25 protein-coding genes and 1 pseudogene are annotated in these 25406 nt (G+C 74.0%); 7 read left to right on the top strand and 19 right to left on the bottom strand.

All coding sequences use genetic code 11. The annotated features are described in order from the left end of the window. Positions 1–379, top strand: a 379-nt coding sequence (locus CCN42_RS42465) for a DUF6519 domain-containing protein (RefSeq protein WP_245877154.1), incomplete at its 5' end; no start/stop codon positions are given. Between the two features lie 37 nt (positions 380–416). Here CCN42_RS42465 and CCN42_RS05080 read toward each other — a convergent pair. The 8 genes from CCN42_RS05080 to CCN42_RS05120 all read right to left on the bottom strand — a co-directional run bounded on the left by CCN42_RS05080 (position 417) and on the right by CCN42_RS05120 (position 9013). Beyond that, a complete protein-coding gene (locus tag CCN42_RS05080) occupies positions 417–1076 on the bottom strand; it encodes a hypothetical protein (RefSeq protein WP_086733263.1) in 660 nt (219 codons plus the stop codon). 52 nt (positions 1077–1128) lie between these two features. Continuing rightward, positions 1129–4035, bottom strand: coding sequence for an ATP-binding protein (locus CCN42_RS05085; protein WP_086733264.1), 2907 nt, complete (start codon positions 4033–4035; stop codon positions 1129–1131). 198 nt (positions 4036–4233) lie between these two features. Beyond that, a complete protein-coding gene (locus tag CCN42_RS05090) occupies positions 4234–5235 on the bottom strand; it encodes a (-)-alpha-amorphene synthase (protein ID WP_245877157.1) in 1002 nt (333 codons plus the stop codon). After that, on the bottom strand, positions 5225–6673 hold the full coding sequence (locus CCN42_RS05095) for a cytochrome P450 (RefSeq protein WP_086733265.1): 1449 nt from the start codon (positions 6671–6673) through the stop codon (positions 5225–5227). Before CCN42_RS05095 ends, CCN42_RS05090 begins: the two co-directional genes overlap by 11 nt. A 209-nt stretch (positions 6674–6882) precedes the next feature. Continuing rightward, positions 6883–7539 carry a dienelactone hydrolase family protein gene (locus CCN42_RS05100; RefSeq protein WP_086733266.1) on the bottom strand — a complete coding sequence of 219 codons (657 nt, stop codon included), beginning with the start codon at positions 7537–7539 and terminating at the stop codon, positions 6883–6885. Between the two features lie 130 nt (positions 7540–7669). Then, positions 7670–8011, bottom strand: a complete 342-nt coding sequence (locus CCN42_RS05105) for a hypothetical protein (RefSeq protein WP_245877158.1) — start codon at positions 8009–8011, stop codon at positions 7670–7672. Beyond that, entirely contained in the window at positions 8011–8466 is a 456-nt protein-coding gene (locus CCN42_RS05115; protein WP_339384454.1) for a DUF4288 domain-containing protein, read from the bottom strand. The genes CCN42_RS05105 and CCN42_RS05115 overlap by 1 nt, the downstream gene beginning before the upstream one ends. A gap of 145 nt (positions 8467–8611) precedes the next feature. Beyond that, on the bottom strand, positions 8612–9013 hold the full coding sequence (locus tag CCN42_RS05120; protein WP_086733268.1) for a DUF5997 family protein: 402 nt from the start codon (positions 9011–9013) through the stop codon (positions 8612–8614). 58 nt (positions 9014–9071) lie between these two features. On the opposite strand from CCN42_RS05120, the gene CCN42_RS05125 reads away from it, so the two are divergent. Further along, entirely contained in the window at positions 9072–9899 is an 828-nt protein-coding gene (locus tag CCN42_RS05125) for a LysR family substrate-binding domain-containing protein (protein WP_086733269.1), read from the top strand. 25 nt (positions 9900–9924) lie between these two features. Here CCN42_RS05125 and CCN42_RS05130 read toward each other — a convergent pair. The 3 genes and pseudogenes from CCN42_RS05130 to CCN42_RS05140 form a co-directional block, all read right to left on the bottom strand. Then, a pseudogene (locus CCN42_RS05130) lies at positions 9925–10224 on the bottom strand (beta-L-arabinofuranosidase domain-containing protein); the annotation flags it as partial. 384 nt (positions 10225–10608) lie between these two features. Beyond that, entirely contained in the window at positions 10609–11304 is a 696-nt protein-coding gene (locus CCN42_RS05135; RefSeq protein WP_086733271.1) for an HAD family hydrolase, read from the bottom strand. Positions 11305–11360: 56 nt separating this feature from the next. After that, positions 11361–11837, bottom strand: coding sequence for an Lrp/AsnC family transcriptional regulator (locus CCN42_RS05140; protein ID WP_086733272.1), 477 nt, complete (start codon positions 11835–11837; stop codon positions 11361–11363). 256 nt (positions 11838–12093) lie between these two features. Here CCN42_RS05140 and CCN42_RS05145 point away from each other — a divergent pair, with 256 nt between their 5' ends. The 3 genes from CCN42_RS05145 to CCN42_RS05155 all read left to right on the top strand — a co-directional run bounded on the left by CCN42_RS05145 (position 12094) and on the right by CCN42_RS05155 (position 15115). Beyond that, positions 12094–13596 carry an FUSC family protein gene (locus CCN42_RS05145; RefSeq protein ID WP_086733273.1) on the top strand — a complete coding sequence of 501 codons (1503 nt, stop codon included), beginning with the start codon at positions 12094–12096 and terminating at the stop codon, positions 13594–13596. Between the two features lie 123 nt (positions 13597–13719). Next, positions 13720–14745: a lactonase family protein gene (locus tag CCN42_RS05150; RefSeq protein WP_086733274.1), complete on the top strand. Its 1026-nt coding sequence runs from the start codon at positions 13720–13722 to the stop codon at positions 14743–14745. A 103-nt stretch (positions 14746–14848) separates the two neighbouring features. After that, complete coding sequence (locus CCN42_RS05155) at positions 14849–15115, top strand: hypothetical protein (protein WP_086733275.1); 267 nt, start codon at positions 14849–14851, stop codon at positions 15113–15115. A 54-nt stretch (positions 15116–15169) separates the two neighbouring features. Here CCN42_RS05155 and CCN42_RS05160 read toward each other — a convergent pair whose 3' ends face one another. From CCN42_RS05160 to CCN42_RS05190, 7 genes are all read right to left on the bottom strand, one after another. After that, positions 15170–16093: a sirohydrochlorin chelatase gene (locus CCN42_RS05160; protein ID WP_086733276.1), complete on the bottom strand. Its 924-nt coding sequence runs from the start codon at positions 16091–16093 to the stop codon at positions 15170–15172. Between the two features lie 187 nt (positions 16094–16280). After that, positions 16281–17288 (bottom strand): N-acetylglucosamine kinase, encoded by a 1008-nt coding sequence (locus CCN42_RS05165; RefSeq protein ID WP_086733287.1) that lies wholly within the window; start codon positions 17286–17288, stop codon positions 16281–16283. A gap of 125 nt (positions 17289–17413) precedes the next feature. Then, the gene (locus CCN42_RS05170; protein ID WP_086733277.1) at positions 17414–18091 is read right to left on the bottom strand and encodes a uracil-DNA glycosylase; all 678 of its coding nucleotides are present in this window, start codon (positions 18089–18091) and stop codon (positions 17414–17416) included. An 82-nt stretch (positions 18092–18173) separates the two neighbouring features. Then, positions 18174–19259: a WD40/YVTN/BNR-like repeat-containing protein gene (locus CCN42_RS05175; protein ID WP_086733288.1), complete on the bottom strand. Its 1086-nt coding sequence runs from the start codon at positions 19257–19259 to the stop codon at positions 18174–18176. A 116-nt stretch (positions 19260–19375) separates the two neighbouring features. After that, positions 19376–19642 (bottom strand): hypothetical protein, encoded by a 267-nt coding sequence (locus tag CCN42_RS05180; protein ID WP_143661850.1) that lies wholly within the window; start codon positions 19640–19642, stop codon positions 19376–19378. A gap of 290 nt (positions 19643–19932) precedes the next feature. Continuing rightward, a complete protein-coding gene (locus tag CCN42_RS05185; protein WP_086733279.1) occupies positions 19933–20238 on the bottom strand; it encodes a hypothetical protein in 306 nt (101 codons plus the stop codon). Between the two features lie 68 nt (positions 20239–20306). Next, positions 20307–21968, bottom strand: coding sequence for an acyl-CoA dehydrogenase family protein (locus CCN42_RS05190; RefSeq protein ID WP_086733280.1), 1662 nt, complete (start codon positions 21966–21968; stop codon positions 20307–20309). Positions 21969–22041: 73 nt separating this feature from the next. Here CCN42_RS05190 and CCN42_RS05195 point away from each other — a divergent pair, with 73 nt between their 5' ends. Further along, positions 22042–22818 (top strand): PaaX family transcriptional regulator C-terminal domain-containing protein, encoded by a 777-nt coding sequence (locus CCN42_RS05195; RefSeq protein WP_086733281.1) that lies wholly within the window; start codon positions 22042–22044, stop codon positions 22816–22818. A 94-nt stretch (positions 22819–22912) separates the two neighbouring features. Here CCN42_RS05195 and CCN42_RS05200 read toward each other — a convergent pair whose 3' ends face one another. Further along, a complete protein-coding gene (locus tag CCN42_RS05200; protein ID WP_086733282.1) occupies positions 22913–23701 on the bottom strand; it encodes a pectate lyase in 789 nt (262 codons plus the stop codon). A gap of 338 nt (positions 23702–24039) precedes the next feature. Here CCN42_RS05200 and CCN42_RS05205 point away from each other — a divergent pair, with 338 nt between their 5' ends. Further along, on the top strand, positions 24040–25371 hold the full coding sequence (locus CCN42_RS05205) for an extracellular catalytic domain type 1 short-chain-length polyhydroxyalkanoate depolymerase (RefSeq protein WP_086733283.1): 1332 nt from the start codon (positions 24040–24042) through the stop codon (positions 25369–25371). The last annotated feature ends 35 nt before the right edge of the window (positions 25372–25406 follow it).

Raw genomic sequence — 25406 nt, forward strand, 5'->3', positions numbered from 1 at the left:
GGCCGCCGGCCGCGTCCCGTCCCGCCACCCGCTGCTGCGCCGATGGGACCACGGCGGCAGCGACTGGGGCGACGGCGCGGCCGAGATGGGCCTGCCCGTCCGCGAGGGCGAGTGGCTGCCCCTTGAGGACGGGGTGGAGATCCGCTTCGAGCCCGGCGAGGGACGGACCCGCGTCTACCGCCGCGGCGACTACTGGCTCATCCCCGCCCGCGTCCTCACCGGCGACGTCGAATGGCCCGTCGGCCACCGCGGGCACCCCCTGCCCCGCCGCCCGCACGGCATCCGGTACCACTACGCCCCGCTCGCCTACATCGAGCCGCGTGATGGCGGCGACTTCCGGCTGGTCGACCTCAGGGTGCCGTTCCCGCCCCGCCGGTAGCCGGACACCTCGGACGAGGGCAGCCGGACCGGCCGCCTCAGCGCCCGACAAAGCCGAACAGGTACACCATGTACACCAGGAACAGAACGACGATCACGCTGATCGCGGTCCAGTTGGTGCGCCCCACCGACACTTCCGCACCCGTCGTCAGATTCCGCAGCCGCCGCACCCGCAGCGTCCCGCGCTGGAACTCACCCGTGGCCCGCACCCAGTCGCCCTCGTGAACGGTCCCCTCGAAGGAGTCGCCGCGCATCTCGACGGCGACCAGACGCAGCTGCTCGCCACTGTGCCGGTCCTGGATCTCGGCGCGGAAGTTGCACACCACCGTCGTACTCGTGGTCCACGCACTCCGTGTGAACTCGGTGCGCATCTCCACGTTCCGCGCCACGCCCTCGATGGTGCCGCGGCCCGCGTAGACCAGTGTCAGCGGCGGCTGTTGTTCCGGCTCGGGCGGCGGAGCACGGTCGATCGTCACCGTGTCCCGGTGCCCCCGCCCGGTCCTCCGCCCGGGGGCGTGCCCCAGCCGGGTCTGCCGGTGCTCGGCCACCTGCGGCAGGCTCCTCGGCAGCCGCCACCACGGCCGCTTCGGGGGCTCCCCGGTGTTGTACGGCGCCAGCCAGGCACCGCACCAGCGGCACTGCTGCGCGCTCTCGGGTGCGTCCCTGCCGCAGCTCTCGCAGGTCCAGGCGCCATCCACACGACCATCATCGCCCCGGCGCCGCCCCTGCGCCACACGGGTGACAGCGGCCTCACGGGCGCTGCCTGGGCAGCGCGCCCAGCGCGTCGACGAGGCCGGCCGGATCGGTGCCGAGCTTGCGGTAGACGGCCGACAGAAGCTGACGCACCCCCTGCTCGGTGAGGCGCAGCTCCTTCGCGACCACCGACGCCGGATGGCCCTGGGCCGCCAGCTCCGCCGCCCTGCGCTCATGCCCCGTGAGGGTGTCCGTCTGCGCGTACCGCAACGGCAGCGGGCGCAGCCCGGCGGTCGACAGCTCCTGCCTGGCCCGCGCCGCCAGCGCCTCGGCACCGCAGTGGACGGCGACCTCCAGACCCTGGTAGAGGCGGTCGGCGGCGTCCTGCAGCCGGCCGTCCCGGCACAGCGCGGCACCGTGCCCGACCAGCGCCCGGGCCAGCTCGTACGCGGACGGCGACTGCTCCAGGTGCTCCACGGCCTCCGCGTACAGCTCCAGCGCCGCCCGCCCGCCGGTCACCTCGGCCTCGGCCCGCAACGCCTGCCCGATCACCGACGCCGCCCCGAAGTCCCGGGCGTGCGCCACCGCCTCCCGGGCGATCCGCACCGCCCGCTCCGGCGCGGTGCGCGCCAGCGCGGCCGACAGGTCCAGCCGCCATGGACACCACGAGGGATTGCGCCAGTCCCGCCCGTCCAGCCACTCCCCGACCTCCCCGAGCAGCCGCGCGGCCTCGGCGTCGCGGCCTTCCGCGAGCAGGAGTTCGGCGTAGACGGTGCGGGGGTCCGGGTAGATGACGGCGTTCGGCACCACCTGGCCGTACCGGTGCTCGTCCGCGACCCGGCGGGCGGCGGCGGTCCGCCCGCGGGCCAGCAGCGTCTGGATGAGGATGCCGACGGCGAACCACTGCGCGGGTACGGCGCCTTCGACGCGCTCGGCGGTGCGCAGGCCCTCACGCACCCAGTTCTCGGCCTCGGGCAGATCGCCCCGGCGGAAACGGATGTAGCCGAACAGGGTCCTGCCGACGGCCAGGTGGGAGCCGCGCCAGCCTTTGGACTCGCACTCGGCCATGCCGTCGGTGAACAACTCCTCGGCCTTGCGCGGCTGGTCGCAGTACATGAACACCAGGGCCACGGAGACGGGGATCTCGAAGCCCCGGTTCTCGTCGGTCCAGCTCATTCCGCCGCGCAGGGCGTCCGCGGCGTACCGGAGGACGGACTGCCGCGGCTCGCCGCGCAGCAGCGTGTCCCAGGCCCGGAGCCCCAGGATCCAGCGCTCCTCCGGGCTCCGGCCGGGCAGGCGGCCCGCCAGCTTGGTCAGCCTGCGGGAGCGGTCCGCGGAGTCGGGCTCGTCGGTGCGGAACATGCTCCACACGAAGTGATCGGCCAGCATCCGCAGCCGCACCCGGGGGTCGGTGGTCTGCCGGGCCTCCGCGGCGGCCAGGGTCGCCGCCTCTTCCATGCGGTCGGTGTGGGCGAGGGCCTGACTGAGCTGGAACACGATGGAGGCCCGCAGCCCGGGTTCGATCCCGGGTTCCGTCAGGGCCTCGCGGAGACGGACGACGGTCGCCCTGGGGTCGATCAGGAAGGTGGCGCAGGCGAGTTCGTGCAGCAGTGGGGCCCGGTCCTCCGGCAGGGGAGGTTCCTGCAGGGCCCGGCTGAGCAGTCGGCGTGCGGCCTCCGGCGCCCCGGCGCGCAGATACTCGTGGGCGGCCTCCCGCAGCCAGTCGACCGCCTCGGGCTTGCCCTCGCAGGGCAGCTCCAGGAGGTGGCGGGCGGCGGCGGTGGGGCCGAGTCCCGCGGAGCGGATGGCGACCACGGCCGCGTTGTGCATACCGCCCCGCAGGGCGTCGGGGACGTCCCGGTAGATCGCCGTGGCGATCAGCGGGTGCACGAAGTCCAGGGTGCCGCCGGGGCCTTCGCCGTCGGCCAGGATACGGGCCGCGCGCAGCTTCTCGATCGACTGGGCGGCCTGCGCGGCGCCGACCGCGGCGAGGCCGGCGGCCAGTTCGGGGGAGAACGGCGCCCCCAGCACGGCCGCCGCGTGCGCGAAGCGGACGGTGGCCGTGCCCAGCGAGCGCAGCCGCTGGATGATGCCCGGTCCTTTGACCGCGGCGGCGAGGTTCCGCATCGCGGGCAGGTCCTCCTCGGTACCCCGCAGATTGCCCTCGCCCAGCCGGACGGCGAGTTCGACGGTCTCGAAGGGGTTGCCGCCGGTGACGGTCCGGCACTCCTCGCAGAACGCGTCCTCCGCGCCCTCGCCCACCTCCTCCCGCACGATCCGCGCCACGCCGGAGGCGCTGAGCGGGGTTAGCGCGTAGGGGCGGTTCGCATGGCGTTCGACGAGGGTGCGGAAGGGGGCCGCCTCGGACGGCAGGTCATCCGGCCGGTAGGCGAGGACGATCAGCAGCGGGAGGTCCGCGGCCCGCGGAGCGAAGGAGGTCAGCCAGCTCAGCGACTCGAGGTCGGCCCAGTGCAGGTCGTCGAGGAGCAGGACGACGGGCTTCTTCAACACGCTGAGCTGCGTCATCACCCAGTCGAGGCCGTCCCGGACCCCGGTCGGGTCGGGGACCGCCGAGAGGTTCCGCGCCTCCAGGCCGAGCGCGGAGGCGACGATGTCGTACCAGCTCCCGAGGAAGGCACGCAGCTCCGCCTTGTCCATCGTCGCCAGCACGGGCTGGACGAACTGGCGGATCAGCCGGAACGCCACCTCCTGCTCCGTCTCGCTGCCCCCGCCCGACAGGACGGTGCAGCCGTACGCCGCCGCGCGGGTGCGCGCCTCGGAGAGGAGCGCCGACTTACCCATCCCGGCCGGGGCGGTGAAGGTGAGCAGCCCACTGTGCCCGGAGCGTGCCCCGCGGCCGGCGGAGCGGAGTTCCGACAACGCGGCGTCGAGCGCCTGGAGTTCCCGATGACGTTCGAACAACGGTCGGGAGGGTGTGATCGGTTGCCGTGACTCAGACGCCATGTGCCCCACTGCTTCCTGTCGCTGGTCGTCGCGGGCAGCGCCGAGCGTACGCCCGCAAGACCACTCGTTCGGCCGCATCAGGGCGGTAAGACGACAGGGATGGGTGAATTAACGGGTCGGTCGGTTTGACGGCACGCCTGCCTGGTAATGAGATATGACTGGCCCTCGGGCGACACCGATGGGCCAGTCATCCGGGTCTCACGGCAGGGCGTGCGCAGCCGCCGTCTCCGCGTAACGCGGAGTCGTGCGGGACCAGTGGTAGCAGCCGCTGATCCAGCCGATCATGCCGTCCACGTATCCGGAGCCGGCCGGGCTCAGCTCCGCCTTGATCCCCGACCAGAGCCCTTCGAACTCACCGATCGCGCTGTTGATCTGGCGGATGGCCAGGGTGACCGCCGCGGGCAGGGAACACCGCTGCCGGCACTGGTGGGCGAGGGCCAGATTGATGACCCCGCCCGTCCGCTGCTCCTTCACCGCGGAGAACAGGTCGGCCGTCCACACCGCCGCGTCCACCGACAGCCGTGTCATCCGCCGCATCACGGGGTGGTGCAACTCCCGAGCGGGTACCTCCCGCCGCTGCGCCGCCTCGTACAACGGATAGAACGGTTCGATGCCCGCCGTGAGCGAGCGTATCGACGTGCACAGACCGATCCGCACGGGAGAGGCGGTGGTCTGCGCCACCGCCTCGTACAGCAGGCCGTGGACGTACTCCCGGCTCCTCCACGCCCATCGAGCGGCCTGCTCGGGTGTGCACCGCTCCTGCACCTGGCGGTACAGGTCGGCCAGTGCCACGCCGAGGGGGGTGGTGGGAGCCGCCCCGTCCCGCAGGACGGCGATGCTCTCGCAGAGCATGGGCAGCAGGTGGTCGGGCCACCGGTGACCGATCTCCTCCGCCCGGTCGTCGAAGACGAATTGGTAGGCGATCTGATTGGCCACGATCTGCAGGAGCCCGGGGTCCACGGCCGGGCTGTTGTACGACGCGAGCTGGGCGGGGCGGGTGGCCGCGATCATTTCCGCGACCCCGGGTTCGTCCAGCAGCCCGCACTCCCGCAGCCATTTCCCCATCCCCGCCTCGGCCTCCGCCTCACGCGGATTCCGCCGGAACGGAAAGGGCATGTACAGCTGCGCGTCGATCAGGTCCTTCAGGCTGGAGTGCTGAATGCCGCCCTGCCGGGGCACCGTGATGTCCTCATGCGTCATCGACACCGTTGCCACCTGCCCTTCGGGAGTCCGGTACACGGAGCGTCGTACGGTGCGCGGGGCCGGCCCGCCGCTGCGTCCGCGGCACACAGGTCATGCGCAGTGCCCTCGGCCCCAGCGTCACCGCGGGGCGGGACTGCGGGGCTCGTCCGGGCCGGTGGGCCAGCCGCCAGCGGGCGGCGACGGCAGCCAGGGCGAGCACCGCCTCCGTCATCGCGAAGCCGTCGCCGAGGCACTTGCGGCTGCCCGCGGCGAAGGGCACCAGGGCGTGCTTCCGCAGTGCGGCGGCCCGCCCCGGCAGCCAGCGCTCGGGGAGGAACCGCTCGGGCTCCGGGAAGGACGCGGGGTCGTGGTGCAGCAGGTACGGGCTGTACAGCACCGTCGTCCCCCGCGGCAGGCGGCGGCCCGCCAGCTCCGTGTCACGGGTGGTGACCCGGGTGAAGAGCCAGCCCGGCGGGGAGTGCCGCAGCGTCTCGGTGACGACGGCGCGGGTGTGGCCGAGCCGGGGCAGGTGCTCCGCGCCGGGCCGCCGTCCGTCCGCGAGCACCGTGTCCAGTTCGGCGTGCAGCGCGCGCTCCGCCTCCGGATGGCGGGCCAGCAGATCGAACGCGGAGGCCAGGCACAGGGCGGTGGTCTCGACGCCGGTGAGGAGCAGGGTGATGAGCTGGTCGTGGACCTCGCGGTCGGTGACCGCGCCGTCCTCGTCGCTCGCGGCGGCGGCCAGCAGCGTGCCCAGCAGGTCGTCGCGGTGGGCGCCGCCCCCGCGCCGTTCGGTGACGGCCGCGTCGACGATCGCGTGCAGCCGGCCGACGGAGCGCCGGTAGCGCAGGTTGGCGGGGACGGGTATCCGGAAGACCGCGTCGACCGGCACGATCGTGCGGAGGAACAGGCCGCGGACGACATCGGCCAGACAGCGCCGCACCTCGGCGTGGGTCGCCGCGTCGAGGGAGTCCGAGAAGAGCACGCGGCTCATCACGCGGGCCGTGACCGTCATCATGGCCGCGCTGACGTCGACCTCCTGCCCGGCCCGCCAGCGGGCGGACACCGCTGCCGCCTCCTCGCCCATCAGGTCCGCGAGGCCGGCGACGCGGGAGGGCCGGAAGGCGGGCTGGAGGAGCCGGCGCTGCCGGCGGTGCCGCTCGTGCGGGCAGGTGACGACGCCGTCGCCCATCAGCGAGCGGAGCCTGTCGTACAGCGTGCCTCCCTTGTCGAAGGTGGACGCGTCCAGCAGCATCCGGTGCGCCAGCTCCGGATGGCACACGACCCAGGCGCGCCGCGGTCCGAGCCGCACCTCCACCAGATCCCCGTGCGCCGGTAAAGAATTCAGGAACGCCAGCGGTCGGCGGAACAAGGCGATACCGTGGCCGAGGAATGGAAATGCGCCCGGGGCACATTCCACTGTCCATCGCTGTTCTGGTTCCTTCGTGGAACCGCTCATCGGATACCACCCGCCTCAGTCGAAGCACGTATTTCGGTGATCTTTCACCGAACGGGCACTTGAATCATGTACTGCCCAGTCCAACCCGGTCGCGGATGGCGGCATCCTTTTTCTGCGGGGGCGCACGGGTGCACGGGGAAGCATGAACTGAATATGCGCGAAAGCTCCGGTGACAGGGAGCACGTCGCATGGCAGTGGGCCGAGCCGGCTCACCGCACTCGGACAAGCCGTTCCCGGAACCAGTCGCCGGCAGCGGCGGCCACCTCCTCCAGCGCGCCGGGCTCCGGGAAGAGATGCGTCGCACCCGGCACGACATGGATCCGGTACGGCACCGACAGGCGCTCGGCGGCCTCCTCGTTGAGCTCCAGCACCGTCTCGTCCGCACCGCCCACGATCAGCAGCACCGGCGCCCGGACCCGCGGCAGGACGTCTCCGGCCAGGTCCGGCCGCCCGCCCCGGGAGACCACCGCGTACACCCGCCGCGGCCGTTCCGCGGCGGCCACCAGCGCGGCGGCGGCACCCGTACTCGCCCCGAACAGCCCCACCGGAAGGCCCTCGGTGCCGTGCCGCAGCTCCAGCCAGTCGATCGCGTCCACCAGCCGCCGGGCCAGCAGACCGATGTCGAAGCGGTGCCGGGCGGTCCGGGCGTCGTCGCGCTCCTCGCGCTCGCTGAGCAGGTCGAGCAGCAGCGTGCCGAGACCGGCCTCACCGAGCTTCCCGGCCACCGCCCGGTTGCGTGGACTGTGCCGCGAACTGCCGCTGCCGTGCGCGAACAGCACCACCGCGGGGATCTCGCCGCCCGGCGCGGTCAGATCCCCGGCGAGCGCCACCCCGTGGGCGGGCACCGTCACCGTCTCGGAGATCATCCGCCTCACCTCCGTGCCTCGGCCGGTGGAACGGCACGGGTCCGCCTGCGGTCCGGGGCGTCGGCGCAGCGGTCCGGACCGCCGGGGCGGTCCGTGCCGTCCGTGCGGTTTGTGTCGTCCGTGCCGTCCGTCAGTGGGACTGCTCGTCCGCCGATCCCTCGACGCCCGTCAGCGGGTCGCCGCTCGCCGTCCCGCCGGACGGGCCGTACCCTTCCGCGGCACTCGCCGTGCCCGGCACCACCCGCTCGCGGGCCTGGCTCTCGAAGCCCGAGTGGGCCCCCGGCTCCTCGTCGTCACGGGCGCGCGCAAAGCTCTCGCGCCGGTGCGTACCCTCGCCCGGCGGTGCCTGCGTCACCTCCTCGACGTCGTCCCGCTCGCCCTCCGCCTGGGAGGGAGTCGTGCGCGGCGGATCGTAGGCGGCGGTGACGTCGTCGCGTTCACCCTCGGCCTGGGACGGAGTCTGCTCGCTCATCATGTGCCTCCCGACGTCCTGTCGGTCCCCCCGGGTACCCGGCCCGGCACAGCCCCATGCGACGTCCTGGGCGCCTGCGCCGGGTCGTCGCCCCGGTACGGCAGCGGCTCGACCCGTTCGTACGCCGCCCGGTCACGGAAGTGCCGGGTATACAGATCGGCGTCCTTGGCGAGGTCGGTGTCCTCCGCCTCCCTGACGTCGACGACCGCCTTCAGCCGCCAGCCGACCGTCTGCTCCCGGTCGTTGAGGTAGCTGGTCTCCGCGTCCCGCGCCCGCCGCTCGACCCGCTCGCGTGCGGAACGCTCGTCGTGCGCGTGCACCAGGACGAAGTTCTCCTGGTGGAGGGGGCCCTCGGCGGGGCCGGCCTCGTCGGTGACGGCCTCCATCACCACCAGGGCGACTAGGTCGTGTCCGCAAAGTCCCGTCGTCCGCCCGAAGGGCGGGCNNGCGGACACGGCCTAGGGCAGGTCGGTCGGCTGGCCGCTGCCGTGTGGGTCGGTCACGCCGGCTCCCGTGTCTGGCCCTGACACTGCTTGGCGAAGCGGCGGTGGCCGCGTGGGAACGAGCAGGACCCGCGGCAGCCCGCCCTCAGGGCGCGGGTCAGGCGTCCGTGTCGCCCTGCTGCGCGCGCTCGGCGTCCCGCTTCTTCAGCCGGGCCGCCTCCTTGCGCACCTCCGCCTGCGTGGCGCGTTCCTTCTCCAGCCACTCGGGCCGCTCCTGCTTCAGCGCCTCGATCTGCTCGGTGGTCAGCGCCTCGGTGACCCCGCCGCGGGCCAGACCGGCGATGGAGACGCCGAGCTTCGCGGCGACCACCGGCCGGGGGTGCGGGCCGTTGCGTCGCAGTTCCCGCAGCCACTCCGGCGGGTTCTCCTGGAGTTCGTTCAGCTGGGCGCGCGAGACGACGCCCTCCTGGAACTCGGCGGGGGTGGCGGGGAGGTACACACCCAGTTTCTTCGCCGCGGTCGCGGGCTTCATCGTCTGGGTGCTCTGGTGCGACTTCATGCCGTCCAGACTATCGGCCGCCGACGAGACCTCCGACCACAGCCGGTAACCTGGCGGGATGACCGACTCGGCGGATTCCCCCTCGTTCCGGCTTGCGTACGTCCCCGGAGTGACGCCCGCCAAGTGGGTGCGGGTCTGGGAGCAGCGCTCGCCCGACGTCCCCCTCACGCTCGTCCAGGTGGAGCCCGCCGAGGCCTCCGATGTCCTGCGCGACGGCCGCGCGGACGCGGGCCTGGTCCGCCTCCCCGTCGACCGTACGGTCCTCAGCGCCATCCCCCTCTACACCGAGACCACCGTCGCCGTGGTCCCCAAGGACCACGTGATCACCGCGGCGGAGGAGATCACCCTCGACGATCTCGCCGACGAGGTGGTCCTGCACCCCCTCGACGACGTCCTCGGCTGGGAGCGGCCGCCGGGCGAGCCCGCCTTCGAACGGCCCGCCACCACGGCCGACGCGATCGAACTGGTCGCGGCGAACATCGGTGTCCTGGTGGTGCCGCAGTCGCTGGCCCGGCTGCACCACCGCCGGGACCTCACCTACCGGCCGGTCACGGACGCGCCCCAGTCGAGCGTCGCCCTGTCCTGGCCGGAGGACGCCACCACGGACCTGGTCGAGGACTTCATCGGCATCGTCCGCGGCCGTACGGTCAACAGCACCCGGGGCCGTACCCGCCCGCAGCCCGAGAAGGGCGCGGAGGAGGGCACGGCCCGGCGCAAGCCCGCGGCAGGGTCGCGCACCGCCGGCACGACCCCGCAGGGCGCCCGGTCCGGCGGTGCCAGGAGCGGTGCGGCCAAGAGCGGAGGTGCCAGGGGCGCCGCCGCGAAGGGCGGCGCCAAGGGTGCGCCCAAGGGCGCGCGACGGGGCAAGCCGCGCCGCCGGTCGTAACCGGGGCACGGTGCACGGACGGGCGTCACGACACGTACGACGCCCTCGCCGCCGTGGCCCCGATCCTGTCGCCGTCGGCCCTGCCCAGCAGGCCGGCCGCCACCCACGCGTCCACGGTGGTCCACACCCGCGCGACCAGGGCGCCCTTGCTCGCGAACGGCGCCCCGGCCCAGATCTCGTCGAGCAGCGTCGTGCCGTCCGGCCTGGCCGGGTTGGCCACGCCGGAGTCGGTGCCGCCGAACACGACGCGGGGTTCCGCACGCCGGACGTAGGCGTGCGTCGGGTCCTCGGTGCCCTCGAAGAAGGGGGCGAACTCGGTGCCGTCGGACGGCAGTCCGGCGTTGGCGCGGAAGACCTGGAGCAGCCGGTTCACGTCGTAGCCGCGGGCGTGGTCGAGCATGAGCCGGCGCTTGTCGGCGAAGACACCGCTGCCGAGGGTCACGTCCTCGAGGCGGAAGGGGCGCAGTCTCCAGGCGGCCGGTGCCGGGAGGGTGGCGGCCCAGGCCGTCGCCGTCGACGCGGTGGCGGCGAGGCCGGGCCCGGCCGTGGCGAGGATCGCTGTCTGGAGGAGGTCCGGCGGGAGAGGGGCGGTGCCATGGATACACCTCTGTATTCGATATATCGAACAGCGTGCGGAAGCTCGACCAGAAAGTGGAGGTGGGGCAGAAGGGAGTCAACGGTCCCGGCCGATTCGGCCGGGACCGCCGGGTCAGGACGCCGCGGTGGCGTCGGCCAGCCAGTCGTACGCCGCCCGCGCCGTGAACTCCTGCTGGCCGCCGCGGAAGACCAGCTCCGCCGTGCCGAACCGCGGGTCGTCGGCCTGGTCGCAGACGTACGGCACGGCGACGCAGCGCATGCCCGCCGCGTGTGCGGCGGCGGCGCCCGGGGCGGCGTCCTCCAGGACCACGCAGTCGGCCGGATCCGCGCCCAGGCGGCGGGCGGCTTCGAGGAACACGTCCGGAGCGGGCTTGCCGCGCGCGACCTCGTCGGCGGAGACGACCGTGCGCAGGAAGGCGTCCAGGCCGGTGGCGGCGAGGATCGCGTCGATCGCCTCGGGGGAGGAGCCGGAAGCCACGGCCATCGGAACGCCCTCCGCCGCGAGCAGCTCGACGAACTTGCGCATCTCCGGATAGGTGGGCGTCTCGGCGCGGGCCAGTTCCAGGTAGCGGCGGTTCTTGGCGGCGAACAGGTCCTCGGCGGGCGCGCCCAGGCCGTACCGCCGCTGCCAGTCCGCGATGGTGTCCAGGGTGCTGATGCCGACGTACCGCTCGTGGTCGGCCCAGGTGTAGTCCGGTATGCCGTGCTCGGCGAGGATCTGCCGGCCCGCTTCGTAGTAGTTCGGCTCGCTGTCCACGAGTGTTCCGTCGAGATCGAAGATGACCGAGATGCTGCCGAGAGTGTTCATGGAACCAGGATGCCAAGGCGGATTCCGGCCGGATCTCCGGGTGCGGTGGCGGCGGCTCAGCTCTTCGGCGTGCGGCCGATCGACTCGACCAGGGGCAGCAACCGGTGCGGCACGCGCTCGCGCAGGGCCACCTCCGTGCGGGTGCGGACGACACCGGGGAGGCTGATGAGCTTCTGGATCACATCCTCCAGGTGGGCGTTGTCGCGGGCCACGACCCGGGTGAGCAGGTCGCCGCCGCCGGTGATCGAGAAGGCCTCCACGATCTCCGGCACGGCGGCCAGCGCGTCGCCTACGTCGTCGAGGTGGCCCTGGGTGACCTCGATGTGGACGAAGGCGAGCACCGGATGGCCGAGGGCTGCGGGGGAGAGGACCGGACCCGTGCCGGTGATCACGCCCTCCCGCTCCAGCCGGTCGAGTCGCGCCTGGAGGGTGCCGCGGGCCACCCCGAGGATGCGGGCGTACTCCCGCACGCTGGTGCGCGGCTGCTCCAGCAGCAGCCGCAGGATGCGGGTGTCCAGTTCGTCCACGGCCATGGTGCGCGGCCCCCTCCTCGGTGATCTTTGGTGACTGTACCAATGGCCCAGCTCGTCCTCGGCCTGCTGAACCACTCGCCATGGTCCGATGGCCCGGTGTCGGCCGCATCCCGAGGCGAGATGATGGGCCAATGGACCAGTGGAAGCAGGAGCACTTGAGCCAGTGGCGGGATTGATGCTGTCATGGGGAGGTCGATGGCGCTGCGGATCCCGCGGCGCCTTTTTCGTGCCGATCAGCTCCAGGGGGCGGTAAGCAGTGCTGAAGAGGGTGTTCGTGGCTCCGGACCCGGGGCGGACGCGGCTGCGCTTCGCGACGCGCGCGGTTCTCGGCATCGGCCTCGCGGTCGTCGTCTGCGGACTCGCCGGCCACTCCCTCGTCGGCGCCGTCATCGGCGGCCTCGCCGCACTGCTCGCGTTGTTCACCGTCACCGACGCCACCGTGCGCGGCCAGGCGGTCACCACCGCCCTGCTGCCGGCGGTCGGGCTGCCGGTGCTCGCCGTCGCCGCCGCGGTGCACGACCTGCCCGTCGCCCGTGACCTCGTCTTCCTCGCCGTGGTCGGCGCCGGCGTCTACGCCCGCCGCTGGGGCCCGCGCGGACACAGCCTCGGCGTGTTCGCCTTCATGACCTACTTCATCGCGCAGTTCCTCCAGGCCACCCCGCGCCGACTGCCCGAGCTGTACGCGGCCGTCCTGCTGTCCGTGCTCACCGCGGCGGCGGTGCGGTTCGGGCTCTGGTGCTACGAGCGCCGGCTGCCCCCGGTGCCCGCGGTGGCCCCGCCGGACGGCACCGGACTCGCCCGGATCACCACCCGCCAGGCGGTGCAGGCGACCGTCGGCTCGGGCTTCGCGCTGGTCGTGGGCCAGCTGGTGTCCGGCGAGCGCTGGTACTGGGCCGTCGGCGCCACCTGGTGGATCTTCGTGAACACGACCTCGCGCGGCGAGACCCTCGTGCGCGGCTTCCGGCGCGTCCTCGGCACGGTGCTCGGCATCGGCCTCGGCGTGCTGGTCGCGGTCCCGCTGCACGGCGCGCCCGCCGCCTCGGTCGCGCTGCTCGCCCTGTGCGTCTTCGGCATCTTCTACACGGCCGCCGTCTCCTACACCTGGATGATGCTCTGCGTCACCCTGCTCGCCTCGCTGCTCTACGGCCTCCTCGGCCTGCTCGACCCCGCACTGCTCGCCCTGCGCCTGGCCGAGACCGGAGTGGGCGCGCTGGGTGCCGTGCTGGCCGTGCTCTTCGTCCTGCCCGTCACCACCCATACGGTCACCGACGCCTGGATCCAGCGCGCCCTGCGCGCGGTCCACGCCTGCACCGCCGAGACCGCCGCCCGGCTCGCCGGCGACCCGGCCGCCGACCCCGCCCCGCGCGTGGCCGAGCTGGAGCAGCTGCTCGCCCGCGTGCGGCTCGCGGTCGCCCCGCTGGTGCATCCGCTGAACCCGATGCTGGGCCGCAAGCGGCGCGCCCGCCGGGTGCTCGCCCTGCTCGACGACTGCGCTCGGGAGATCCGCGGTCTGGTGGCCGTCGCGGCCGACCCGGAGGCGTCCCACGACGCCCGGCTGGCCGCCGCCTGCTGGCGGGTCCAGGCCGCGGTGGAGGCGCTGACCGGTTCTCCGGCCGGTCGTGAGATCACCGGCCTCGCGCCGCACCAGCCGCCCGCCGCGGAGCCGGCCCTGGCCCATCTGCAGGGCCTGGAGCGTGCGCTCGCCGAGCTGGCGACCCCGCTGCGTGCCCCGTCGGGCTCGCCGCTCGTCGGAGCCTGAGGCCACCAGAGTGCCCGGCGCTCTCCGGACGCCACGAAGAACATCTTCACCCGCTTGGTCTAGACCTTCGCCGATCCGCTGCTACCGTCGCCTGCGGAAGCCCAGGACCGAGAGGGGACAGCGGTGGCAGACGGCGGACAGCGACGGGCGTTCATCGGGTCGTTCACGGCGGCCGGCGGCCCCGGGGTGGTGACGGCGGCCGTCGATCCGGACAGCGGCGCGCTCACCCTCCTGAACTGCGTCGACGGCCTGCCCGACCCCTCGTACCTGGCACTGGCGCCCGACGGGCGCATGCTCTACGCGGTCAGCGAGACGGCGGACGGCGCGATCGCCGCGTTCCGGGTGGACGGGGACGTGCCCCGGCCCGTCGGGGCTCCGGTGCGCGTCGGCGGCGGACCCACCCACCTCGGCGTGCACGCCGGACACGTCCTGACCGCCGACTACGGCTCCGGCAGCGTCACCGTCGTCCCCCTGCGCCCCGACGGCAGCCTCGCGCCCGCCGCCTCCGGAGTGCTCCAGCACAGCGGATCGGGGCCGTACGTACCCCGCCAGCAGGGCCCGCACGCCCATCACGTGCAGGCCGACCCGAGCGGGCGGTGGATCGTCAGCGTCGACCTCGGCACCGACTCCGTGCGCGTGTGCGCCCTGAAGGAGGGCGGACTCGTCCCGCACCGGGAGACCCCGCTGCGGCCCGGCTCCGGCCCGCGCCACCTGGCCTTCCACCTCGACGGCTCGTACGCCTACGTCGTCAACGAGCTCAGTCCCACCGTGACCGTCTGCCGCTGGGACGCCGAGGACGGCCTCCTGCGCCCGCTGACGGAGACGCCGGTACTGCCCGGCGCGCCCGCCGGCGACGCCTATCCGTCGGGCATCGTCGTCTCGCCCGACGGCCGGTTCGTATGGACGGCCACACGCGGTGAGGACGTGCTCTCCGTCCTCGCCGTCGAGGGCGAGACCCTGCGGCCGACCGCGACGGTGCCCTGCGGCGGCCACTGGCCACGCGCCCTCACCGCCTCGGGCGGCCACCTGTACGTCGCGAACGAGCGCTCCGGCGACGTGACGTGGTTCACCGTCGACCCGTCGACCGGGCGGCCGCGCCGCGCCGGGGCCGTCGAGGTGACGGCGGCATCCTGCGTGGTCCTCGGCTGAACGCGCCGCGGGGCGAGCGCAGCGGGGGAGGGGGAGCGCGGCGGCGGCCCGAGTGACTGCCGTACGGACGCGCCTGCGTACGGGACCCGGGCCGCCGCCGCGGATGCCGGGCGAGCAGCCCGGACTCGCAGACGAGGTCCGCGCCGTCGGCGCCCTGCGCACCTGCCTGCGAAACACACCCACCGTGCGGGCGGAGCGGCAGCTGCACGCCACCGGGCCCTGCCGGGCGCGGTGCTCGGGGGGACGCGGCCTGCTGACCGCCCAGGAGCCGCGCATCGCGGATCCCGCCGCGGACGGCGGGTGCTGCGCCCGTCGCCGTGGCACCGGCTACGAACGGCCCCGCCGTACGAGCGCCCCGGCGGCACGGTGAAGGGCCCGTTCCCGGTGCGGAGCGGGCCCTTCACCGTGCGGCGGTGCGGCCGGGTCAGCGGACCGGAGCGCCCAGCGGCTGCTGCGGGGCGATGCCCAGGGCCGTCGTGTACTTGGCCAGCGCCAGCTTGCCGATCGCCGGGTACGCGCCCAGGGGCTCGGCGGCGGAGCAGTCGACCTCGGCGGCGGCGGCCTCGATGAGCGCGGCGTCGATCTCCGGGCCGATCAGGTACGGCGCCAGCGCCAGCTGCTGCGAGCCGGCGGAGCGCAGCTGCTCGGCGACGGAGGCGACCGAGCCTTCCTGGTCGAGCGCCGCGGCCATCACCGGCACGGCGAGCCGCGCGGCGAGCAGCATGCCGGTGATCCCGGCGGCCTGCACGGCCTCCTCGCCGCCGACGGAGGCGAGGACGATGCCGTCCGCGGCGGTCGCCACGGTGAACAGGCGGGCGCGGTCGGCGCGGGCCAGACCGGACTCCGACAGGCGCACGTGCAGCGCCTCGGCGAGCAGGGGGTGCGGGCCGAGCACATCGGTCAGCTCGGCGGCGACCCGGCTGTCCATCACGGCCTGGCGGACCTGGCGCAGCAGCGCGGCGTCCGGACCGGCCAGCAGGGGCACGACGACGCCGACGGGGCCCTCGGGCTCCGTGGCCTCCACCCCCGCGGCGAGGGCCTGCTCGTAGCGGGCGGTGCGCTCGTCGGCGGCGTGCGCGAGCACGGCCTGGAGCGTGGGGAACTCGGTGTCGTCCCCGTCGACGTACCCGATCCGGGCGTCGAGGCCGGGGAGCTCGGAGCGGGCGATGCTCACGATCTCCTCGGCGAGGCCGCGGGTGGCGGCGCTGGGCGCGCCGGGCACCGCGAGGACGAGCGCGGGCGCGCCCTCGGGAGCCGCCAGGGGCTCGGGTCGGCGGTGCCGCCCGGGCTGGCGGGGGCGCGGCATTCGTACTGGCAGGCCGGACGCGGGCCCAGTGGGGGAGCTCATGGTGCCGCATGTTAGTGGCTTCCGTGGCTCCCCTGTTCGGGGAGGGTGCAGGTGAGCGGTTTCCGTCCGGTTTTGTCTGATGAGTTACGTGGAGGACAGAACTGATCAGCGGGTTTTCCTCACGGCGGTCCGTGCGGTGGCCTGCTCGGTGGCCGGAACTGTTTGGCCGGATCGATGCCCGGAGGTGTCACTCCGACAGCGTGACGCAGAGCATCCCGTCGTCCCTCGGGAGGGTGAGCGCGCCCGTCGCCAGCGCGATGGCGAGCCGGACCGCGCCGTGCAGCGGATCGCCCTCGGCGCGCACCCAGCGGGCGTGCGGCAGCCGCTCGGCGAGCGCCTCCCGCACCGGGGCGAGGAGCGGTTCGCCCATCTTGAACAGGCCCCCGGTCAGACCCACGTCCGGCGTCCCGTGTGCGGGACAGACCGCTGCCGCCGCGTCGGCCATGTGCCGGGCCGCCGCCCGCAGGATGCCCGCGGCGACGCGGTCCTCGGCGGCGCAGGCCGCCACCTGCGGGGCGAAGGAGGCGAGGACGGCGGGGCGGTCCGTCCGCGGGTAGAGGACGCCCGGGAGGTCCGGCAGCGGGCCGAACTGCCGCTCGGCGCATGCCCGCAGCGGGGCCGAGCCGCCCTCTCGCCCGTCGTGCGCCCGCAGCGCGGCCTCCAGCCCGGCGCGGCCGATCCACGCCCCGCTGCCGCTGTCGCCGAGCAGATGCCCCCAGCCGTCGGCCCGCCGCCAGCGGGTCAGGTCCGTGCCGACCGCGATCAGCCCGGTGCCCGCGGCGATCACGGCCCCTGGCCGCGGGCCGAGAGCGCCGGCGTACGCGGTGACGGCGTCCGCGGCGAGGGCGACCCGGCGGATCCCGAACTCCCGCCGCAGGGCGTCCGGCAGTTCAGCGCGCAGCGCGTCGCCCAGGGTGCCGAAACCGGCGGCGCCGACGGCGGCCGTGCCGAGCCGCGCCACCCCGGTCTCGATGGCCAATGCCCGGACCAGGGGGACCAGTTGTTCCCTCAGGTGCCCCGCGTCGATCCCGCGCGCGCCCGTGCGCACCGGCACCCGCGATTCCTGCTGCCCGAGCGCCCCGGCCTCCACCGTCCCGACGACGACCCGGAGCCCGGAGCCGCCCGAGTCGACGGCGAGGAATCCCGCACAGTCGGCTCCGAAGGAGCCCGCGACGGGCGATCCGGCAGGCCGGATGCGGCCCGGGTCGCCGCCCGGGGCCCCGGCGGACCGGGTGGCGCCGGAGGCTGCGGCGGGGGGCCCGGGCGATCCGGCGCCGCCAAAGCGGGCGGCCCGGGAACCGGCGGACCCGGTGCCGTCCGTCACGGCAGGCGCCAGTCCACCGGTTGGCCGCCCTGGCGGATCAGCAGGTCGTTGGCGCGGCTGAACGGACGGGAGCCGAAGAAGCCGCGGTCCGCCGACATCGGGGACGGGTGCGCGGACTCCACCGACGGCAGGTCGCCGAGGAGCGGGCGGAGATTGCGGGCGTCCCGGCCCCACAGGATGGACACCAGCGGCTTGCCGCGTGCGGCCAGCGCGCGTATCGCCTGCTCGGTGACCTCCTCCCAGCCCTTGCCCCGGTGCGCTCCCGGCTTGCGGGGCGCCGTGGTGAGCGCCCTGTTCAGCAGCAGCACCCCCTGCCGGGTCCACGGCGTGAGATCACCGTTCGACGGCTGCGGGATCCCCAGGTCGGTGTGCAGTTCGCGGAAGATGTTGATCAGGCTGCCGGGCAGCGGCCGCACCTCGGGGGCGACGGAGAACGACAGACCCACCGCGTGCCCCGGGGTCGGGTAGGGGTCCTGTCCGACGATCAGGACCCTCACCTCGTCGAAGGGCTGCTGGAAGGCCCGCAGGACGTTCTGCCCGGCCGGGAGGTAGGTGCGTCCCGCGGCGATCTCCGCGCGAAGGAAGTCGCCCATCTCGGCGATTCTTCCGGTGACGGGTTCGAGGGCCTTCGCCCAGCCCGGTTCGACGATTTCATGCAACGGTCGTGGTGCCACGGGCGTCACCCTACTGCCGTGCGGCACAGGGAGATCAACCGGTGGCCAAGGGCCGGGCCCGGCCGCTTTGGCCGTAACCGGCTCAAGACACCACCGCCGCGCGCACGCACAGCACGTCCGGGAGATGCGAGGCCAACTGCTGCCAGCTCTCGCCGTCGTCGCCCGAGGCGTACACCTCGCCGTTGCGGTTGCCGAAGTAGACGCCGGCCGGATCGGCGTCGTCCGTGCACATCGCGTCGCGCAGGACCGTGCCGTAGTGGTCCTCCTGCGGCAGGCCGGCGGTCAGCGGTTCCCAGCTTCCGCCCGCGTCCGTCGTGCGGAACACGCGGCAGCGCCGGTCGGCGGGCACGCGGTCGGAGTCGGCGGTGATGGGGAACACGTACGCGGTGTCCCCGCGGCGCGGATGGGCCGCGACGGCGAAGCCGAACGTGGACGGCAGGCCCGCACCGATGTCGGTCCAGTGCGCACCCGCGTCGTCGCTGCGGTACACCCCCCAGTGGTTCTGGAGGTAGAGCCGGTCGGGATCGGCCGCGTCCCGGGCGATCTTGTGCACGCACTGGCCGAACTCCGGGTTCGGGTCGGGCAGGAACACGGCGGAGACCCCCGAGTTGGACGGTGCCCAGCCGGCACCGCCGTCGGTGGTGCGGAACACGCCGGCCGTCGACACGGCCACCGTCACGGACCGCGGGTCGCGGTGGTCGGTGAGGATGGTGTGCAGGCCCTCTCCGCCGCCGCCCGGCATCCACTGGGAGCGGGTCGGGTGCTCCCACAGGGGGCGGACCAGGGTGAAGCTCTCCCCGCGGTCCTCCGAGCGGTACAGCGCGGCCGGTTCGGTGCCCGCGTAGATGACGTCCGGCTCGGCTGCCGCCGGATGCAGCTGCCACACCCGTTCCAGAGAGGCACCCGTGTCCGGCGGGAACTTCACGGCCGGCCGGGCTGGTTCGGTCCAGCTGCGGCCGAGGTCGTCGGAGTGGAACACGGACGGACCCCAGTGGGCGCTGTCGCCTCCGGCCAGCAGCCGCGGGGCGGAGCCGCGGGTGTCGATGGCGACCGAGTACACGGCCTGCGCGTTGAAGTACGGGCTCTCGTCGAACTCCCACGCGCCGCCCCGCCGGCGCCCGATGAACAGACCCTTGCGCGTGCCCACGGCGAGCAGTACCTCGGTCATGCCGATCACCTCCGCGACATCTTCGTCTCAGACATCGGCCAGTCTGCACCCCGCCACTGACAGTCACCCCTCAGGACGCCGTCGCCGCAGGTCGCCGTGGTGTCGGCGGCGCGTCCTCAGTCCGCCGCGACCACCCTCCGGCAGACCCGCGGCAGCCGTGCGTCGTCCGCGATGTCATGGCTGACGCAGCCGTCCGTCAGCGCCGTGTGCCGTCGCCGCGCGGCCGGTTCCGCCTCGGCCAGGTCCCGCAGCGGCACCGCCGCGGCGCCCGGTGCGGCCAGGTGCACGCCGATCACCGGGCGGGTGCAGGGGTGCTCCGCCCAGGCGGCGCGCAGCACCGGGGCGACGGAGGCGGCCCCCCCGTGATCCGCGCGAGCGCGCACGCGGCGGCCGTGCGGTCCCCCAGCTGGCGGACCCGGCGAGGCGCCGCAGCGCTGGCAGCGCCGGGCGGGCCCGCCCGTCCGTGCCCGCCAGTACTTCCGCGGCCGCACGGCTGCCCCGCTCCACTTCGCGGAGCAGCACCGGCAGGACCTGGCCGCGTCCCGCTCCACCGCCCGCACCGGACCGCGCCGGCAGCAACCGTAAAACGGACGGTCGGTACCGGGTCGGCCGGGAGACGGTCGGGGGCGCGGTCCGCGAGCCGTCCGAGCGCGGCGAGACGCAGTCCGGGGCCCTACGGCGGCGCGCTCTGCCGGATGAGCAGGCCGACGGTCTCGGCTGCGTGCCCGGGAGGCCGCCGGGCGGCGTCGCCGAGGCTCTCGGCGAGGGCGATCAGGACCCGGTCGTCCCGCTCGGCCGTGATCCGCTCCCGCGGCAGGCCGAGCACCCGCCCGGGCTCGTCCAGGAACGTCACCACTGCCCGCGCGGCTGCCCGTCCGACGCCCGGGACGGCGGCCCGGGCCAGCCGCACGAAGACCTCCGCGCCGCCGTACGCATGCCGCAGCGAAGCCCAGTCGGTCTCGTCGGTCCCCGCGCACACGCGTCCTCCCCGGGCGGTGTGCCGACCGGGCGTGTCCGCACCGCACCGACGACGAGGACGCGGCGCCCTCAGGCGTCCGCGGGGAACGCCCGGGCGAGGATCGCGTCGAGGTCGGCCGTCCCGGGGAGCGTGCCGAAGGCGTACCCCCAGTCGCCGCCCAGCCGGGTGGCGCAGAACGCGTCCGCGACGGCCGGCGGGGCGAAGCGGACGAGGAGGGAGGCCTGGAGGGCGAGCGCCATCCGTTCCACCAGCCGGCGGGCGCCGGCCGGTGACGCCTGGGCGAGGCCGTCCTTGAGCGCGCTCACCGCGGCGTCCAGACGCGGGTCCGCGCCGCGCGCCAGGGCGAGTTCGGCGAACAGGGCCTCCGCCACGGCGGAGTCACGGCCCAGCGCGCGCAGGACATCGAGCGCGTTGACGTTCCCGGAGCCCTCCCAGATCGACAGCAGCGGGGCCTCGCGGTAGTGCCGGGGCATCCCGGAGTCCTCCACGTAGCCGTTGCCGCCCAGGCACTCCAGGGCCTCGGCGGTGAAGGCCGGGCCGCGCTTGGTGACCCAGTACTTGCCGACGGCGGTGGCGATCCGGCGCAGCGCACGCTCCCCGGCGTCCCCGCGCGCCGCCCGGTCGGCGGCGCCCGCCAGCCGCAGCGTCAGGGTCGTCGCGGCCTCCGACTCCAGGGCGAGGTCGGCCAGCACGTTGCGCATCAGCGGCTGGTCGAGCAGTCGCGCGCCGAACGCGGTGCGGTGCCGCACATGGTGACCTGCCTCCACCAGGGTCTTGCGCATCAGGGTCGCGGAGGCCATCACACAGTCCAGCCGGGTGCAGTTGACCATCTCGATGATGGTCTTGACGCCCTCACCCTCGGGCCCGACCAGCCAGGCGACGGTCCCGTCGAACTCCGGCTCCGAGGAGGCGTTGGAGCGGTTGCCCAGCTTGTCCTTCAGCCGCTGGACGCGGAACGTGTTGCGGGTCCCGTCCGGCAGCACGCGCGGGACGAGGAAACACGACAGCCCGTCCGGTGCCTGCGCCAGCACCAGGAACACGTCGCACATCGGCGCCGACGTGAACCACTTGTGCCCGCGCAGCGTGTGGACGCCGGGTTCGGCGGTGGGCGTGGCGGTCGTGGTGTTGGTGCGTACGTCGGAGCCGCCCTGCTTCTCGGTCATGCCCATCCCGGCCAGCAGCCCGCGCTTCTCGGCCGGGATCCGCAGGCCGGGGTCGTACTCCCGGCTGGTCAGCAGGGGTTCGTAGACCTTGGCCAGCTCCGGCTCGCGGCGCAGGGCGGGGACGGCGGCGTACGTCATCGAGGTCGGGCAGCCGTGGCCGGCCTCCGCGTGCCCCCACACGAGTCCGCCCGCCGTACGGAGGACGTGGGCACCGGGCCGCTCGTCCGCCCAGGGCGCCCCGGCGAGTCCTTCGGTGACGGCCACCTCCATCAGGTGGTGCCAGCTGGGGTGGAACTCGACCTCGTCGACCCGGTGGCCGTAGCGGTCGTGGGTGCGCAGCACCGGCTCGTGCCGGTTGGCCAGATCGCCCCACTCCTGCGCCTGCGCGCTCCCGGCCCGCCGCCCGAGCCGCCGGATGTCCTCCTCGGCCCATCCGGCACCCTCGCGGCGCAGGCCCTCCAGGAGGGCGGGGTCGGCCGAGGCGTCGTACGGGGCGAGGGGCGGCGGCTGGTTGGTCACCGTATGGGTGGCGGAGTCCTGCTGCTCGTGCGCGACGGTGGAGGCCATACGGCGAGTGTTGCACTCGCACTGCGACCGCAGCAATAGTGCAACAGTGCGTCGCGCCGTACAGTACGAGGCCATGGACGAGGCCATGCCGACGAACGAGCTCGACCTGCGCCCGCTGTCCGCGCGGTCGGTCGTGCTGAGCCTGCTGCTCGGCGCGCACCCTCCGGAGCTGCCCGCGAAGGATCTCGCGCGCGTGGTGGCTCCGTTCGGGGTCGGCGGCTCCACGCTGCGGGCCGCGCTCAGCCGGATGACGGCCGCCGGGGACCTGCGGCGCACCGGCACCGGCTACCGCATCGGTGAACGACTGCAGGAACGCCGGAGCCGCCAGGACGAGGCCGTACGGCCGCACACCCGCGCGTGGGACGGCGACTGGGAGATGGTCGTGGTCACCGCGACCGGGCGCGAGCCTGCCGAACGGGCCGAGCTGCGTGCCCGGCTGGCCGCCCTGCGCCTCGCCGAGCTGCGCGAGGGGGTCTGGCTCCGCCCCGCCAATCTGCGCCGTCCGCTGCCGGACGACCTCGGGCAGGTGGGCGAGCGCGGCACGGTCCGCCCCGCCCGGCCCGCCGCCGAGCTGGCCGCCGCGCTGTGGCCGCTGGACGCCTGGGCTGCCACGGCCCGTGCCCTGCTCGGTCAGGTCGCCCGTGCGCCCGGACCGGACGGCCGGCTCACCGCGTTCGCGGCCGTCGTCCGGCATCTGCTGGCGGATCCGGTGCTGCCGGCGCCACTGCTGCCCGCCGGCTGGCCGGGCGGGGAGTTGCGGACCGCGTACACGGACTACCAGCGGGAACTGGCCGCGCAGGTGCACGCGCGCGTGGAGCACGGACAGCGGTCGCGCGTGGAGCACGGATAGCCGTGGGGGACCGCGGCACCGCGGACAGCGCGACGGCCGTACGAAGCGCTGTGGGGACGCTTCGTACGGCCGGGGGTTCACCGCCCGCGGGTGTCTAGCGGTAGGTGATGTCCGAGGTGGAGTAGAGGCAGTTGGTGCTGTCCGGGCCGACGCCCACCGCCGTGTTGTTGTTGTACTTCTGGCAGGGGACGACCTTCCGGCTCGCGTCGTTGTAGATGGTGATGTTCCGCAGCGTCGCCACGTCGTTGCGGTTGACGTTGATGCCGACGAGCCGCGCGGTGGTGCCGGTGCCGGTCACCTCGATGGTGTTGAGGTTGACCTTGCGGGTGTACTGCGTGGAGCAGTCGCCGCAGGACCTGTACAGGGTCTTGAACTCCTGCACGGCGAAGTTGGAGATGTTCAGCGTGCCGCCGCCGTTGTGCTGGAAGACCTTGTCGGCCGCCTTCTTGGCGCCGCCGCCGATCACGTGGTAGGTCGCGCCGGTGCCGCCGCGGAAGGTGGCGGCGTCCTCGCCGACGTCCTCCCACCAGACGTTCTGGAGGGTGCAGCTGCCCATGCAGTGGATGCCGTCGGCGCCGGGTGCGCCGATGACGACGTTCTTCAGCGTGACGCCGTCGGCCAGCTTGAGGATCGGCTGCTGGTCCTCGGACTGGTCGCCTCCGCCGAGGGCGCCGCTGCCGTACAGCCGCTGCATCCCGTAGTCCTTGGAGGCGTTCAGGGTGATGGTGGCGCTCACCGGCTGGCTGCTGGTGGGAGTCGGCCAGGTGGCGGCGCTCGCCGACGGGGCGCCGGTGGTCATGATCATGCCAACCGAAACGCCGAGCGTGGCCAGTGCTCCGGTCAGGGTGTGCCGCCTGGCGCGGACGGATGTCGCAGATGCCATGTCCCGATTCCTTCTGTGGGGGGCGGGGGTGTCCAAGTGCTGTTCGCCTACATGAACAATGTTCGTTTGCTTGTACGGCAAGTGCGGGAAACGTGACCTTCCGTTGCTCAGGTGGCGTCAGTTGGTCACGCTGTTGAACGGACCGTAGAGGGCAAGCGCTTTCTGGTCAACGCCTCGCGCAGAACGGATTCGGCCAGTCCCGACGTGAACGGGATTCAGGTGAACGCTGGCGCGGCGGCTCCCGTGTGACGGTGTGGGAGCGCTTCCACGGCGCTGCCGCGCCGCTGGTGCTCCCCGCACCGAACGACCCCGAGCCGCGAACAGGAAGGGACGACCACGTGTCCGCCACCGCCGGCACCACCGCGAGGAGAAGGCCCCTGCGCACAGCGCTCGTCGCGCTCTACGGAGCGCTCGTGCCGCTGCTCGCCGCGCTGCTGCTCGCCGCACCACCGGCCGCCGCCCGCACCGACGCCGCCGCCGACGTGCCCTACGCCACCCTGACCGAGGTCACCGGCTTCGGCAGCAACCCCAGCAATCTCCAGATGTACCTGTACGTCCCGGAGAACGTCACCCCGAACCCGGCGGTCCTGGTGGCCGTCCACTACTGCACCGGCTCCGGACCGGCGATGTACAACGGAACCGAGTACGCCTCGCTCGCCGACCGCCACGGCTTCATCGTCGTCTACCCGTCGGTCACCCGGTCCAGCAAGTGCTTCGACGTCTCCTCGCCGCAGGCCCTGCGCCGCGGCGGCGGCAGCGACCCGGTCGGCATCAAGTCGATGGTCGACTGGGTTCTCGCCACCTACGACGCCGACCCGAAGCGGGTCTTCGCCACCGGCATCTCCTCCGGCGCGATGATGACCAACGTCCTGCTGGGCGTCTACCCGGACGTGTTCGCCGCCGGCGCCGCCTTCGCGGGGGTGCCCTTCGGCTGCTTCGCCACCACCGACGGCTCCGAGTGGAACAGCGCCTGCGCGAACGGCACCGTGACCCGCACCCCGCAGCAGTGGGGCGACCTGGTCCGCGGCGCCTACCCCGGCTACACCGGCCCACGGCCCCGGATGCAGCTGTGGCACGGCACGGAGGACGACGTGCTGCGCTACCCCAACTTCGGCGAGGAGATCAAGCAGTGGACGAACGTCCTGGGCGCCGGTCAGACCCCGGCGTCCACCGACACCCCCGCCACCGGCTGGACCCGCACCCGCTACGGCGGCACCGGTGACCGAGCCCCCGTGGAGGCGATCAGCCTCCAGGGCGTCGGGCACAACCTGTACGCCTACGGCACCATGGGCGCGCGCGTGCTCACCTTCTTCGGCCTCGACGGCCAGGGGCCCGGCCCGCAGCCGCAGCCGTCCGGCTGCAAGGTGACCGCGACCACGAGCGCCTGGAGCACCGGGCTCACCGCCTCCGTGACGATCACCAACACCGGTACGACGGCGATCAACGGCTGGCGCCTGGGCTTCACCCTCCCCGCGGGCCAGGCCATCACCAACGGATGGGGCGCCACGTACGCCCCGGCCGCCGGGGCGGTGACGGCGACGAACGCCGCGTACAACGCCACCCTGGCGCCGAACGCCACGGTCACCATCGGCTACCAGGCCGGCCACGGCGGCAACAGCGCGGCACCCGGCGCCTTCACGCTCAACGGGACCGCTTGCACGACCGCCTGACCGACGGGCTCGCACGGTGGCCGGAGGAGATCCCT

It is taken from the genome of Streptomyces glaucescens (genome assembly GCF_002154375.1).
GTDB lineage: Bacteria > Actinomycetota > Actinomycetes > Streptomycetales > Streptomycetaceae > Streptomyces > Streptomyces glaucescens.

What these genes read in the sequence shown, in the direction of transcription:
- CCN42_RS05085 (WP_086733264.1), bottom strand. Translation starts at nt 4,035, where the DNA reads ATGGCGTCTGAGTCACGGCAACCGATCACACCCTCCCGACCGTTGTTC.
- CCN42_RS05090 (WP_245877157.1), bottom strand. Translation starts at nt 5,235, where the DNA reads ATGACGCATGAGGACATCACGGTGCCCCGGCAGGGCGGCATTCAGCAC.
- CCN42_RS05095 (WP_086733265.1), bottom strand. Translation starts at nt 6,673, where the DNA reads ATGAGCGGTTCCACGAAGGAACCAGAACAGCGATGGACAGTGGAATGT.
- CCN42_RS05100 (WP_086733266.1), bottom strand. Translation starts at nt 7,539, where the DNA reads ATGATCTCCGAGACGGTGACGGTGCCCGCCCACGGGGTGGCGCTCGCC.
- CCN42_RS05105 (WP_245877158.1), bottom strand. Translation starts at nt 8,011, where the DNA reads ATGAGCGAGCAGACTCCGTCCCAGGCCGAGGGTGAACGCGACGACGTC.
- CCN42_RS05120 (WP_086733268.1), bottom strand. Translation starts at nt 9,013, where the DNA reads ATGAAGTCGCACCAGAGCACCCAGACGATGAAGCCCGCGACCGCGGCG.
- CCN42_RS05125 (WP_086733269.1), top strand. Translation starts at nt 9,072, where the DNA reads ATGACCGACTCGGCGGATTCCCCCTCGTTCCGGCTTGCGTACGTCCCC.
- CCN42_RS05135 (WP_086733271.1), bottom strand. Translation starts at nt 11,304, where the DNA reads ATGAACACTCTCGGCAGCATCTCGGTCATCTTCGATCTCGACGGAACA.
- CCN42_RS05140 (WP_086733272.1), bottom strand. Translation starts at nt 11,837, where the DNA reads ATGGCCGTGGACGAACTGGACACCCGCATCCTGCGGCTGCTGCTGGAG.
- CCN42_RS05155 (WP_086733275.1), top strand. Translation starts at nt 14,849, where the DNA reads ATGCCGGGCGAGCAGCCCGGACTCGCAGACGAGGTCCGCGCCGTCGGC.
- CCN42_RS05160 (WP_086733276.1), bottom strand. Translation starts at nt 16,093, where the DNA reads ATGAGCTCCCCCACTGGGCCCGCGTCCGGCCTGCCAGTACGAATGCCG.
- CCN42_RS05175 (WP_086733288.1), bottom strand. Translation starts at nt 19,259, where the DNA reads ATGACCGAGGTACTGCTCGCCGTGGGCACGCGCAAGGGTCTGTTCATC.
- CCN42_RS05190 (WP_086733280.1), bottom strand. Translation starts at nt 21,968, where the DNA reads ATGGCCTCCACCGTCGCGCACGAGCAGCAGGACTCCGCCACCCATACG.
- CCN42_RS05195 (WP_086733281.1), top strand. Translation starts at nt 22,042, where the DNA reads ATGGACGAGGCCATGCCGACGAACGAGCTCGACCTGCGCCCGCTGTCC.
- CCN42_RS05200 (WP_086733282.1), bottom strand. Translation starts at nt 23,701, where the DNA reads ATGGCATCTGCGACATCCGTCCGCGCCAGGCGGCACACCCTGACCGGA.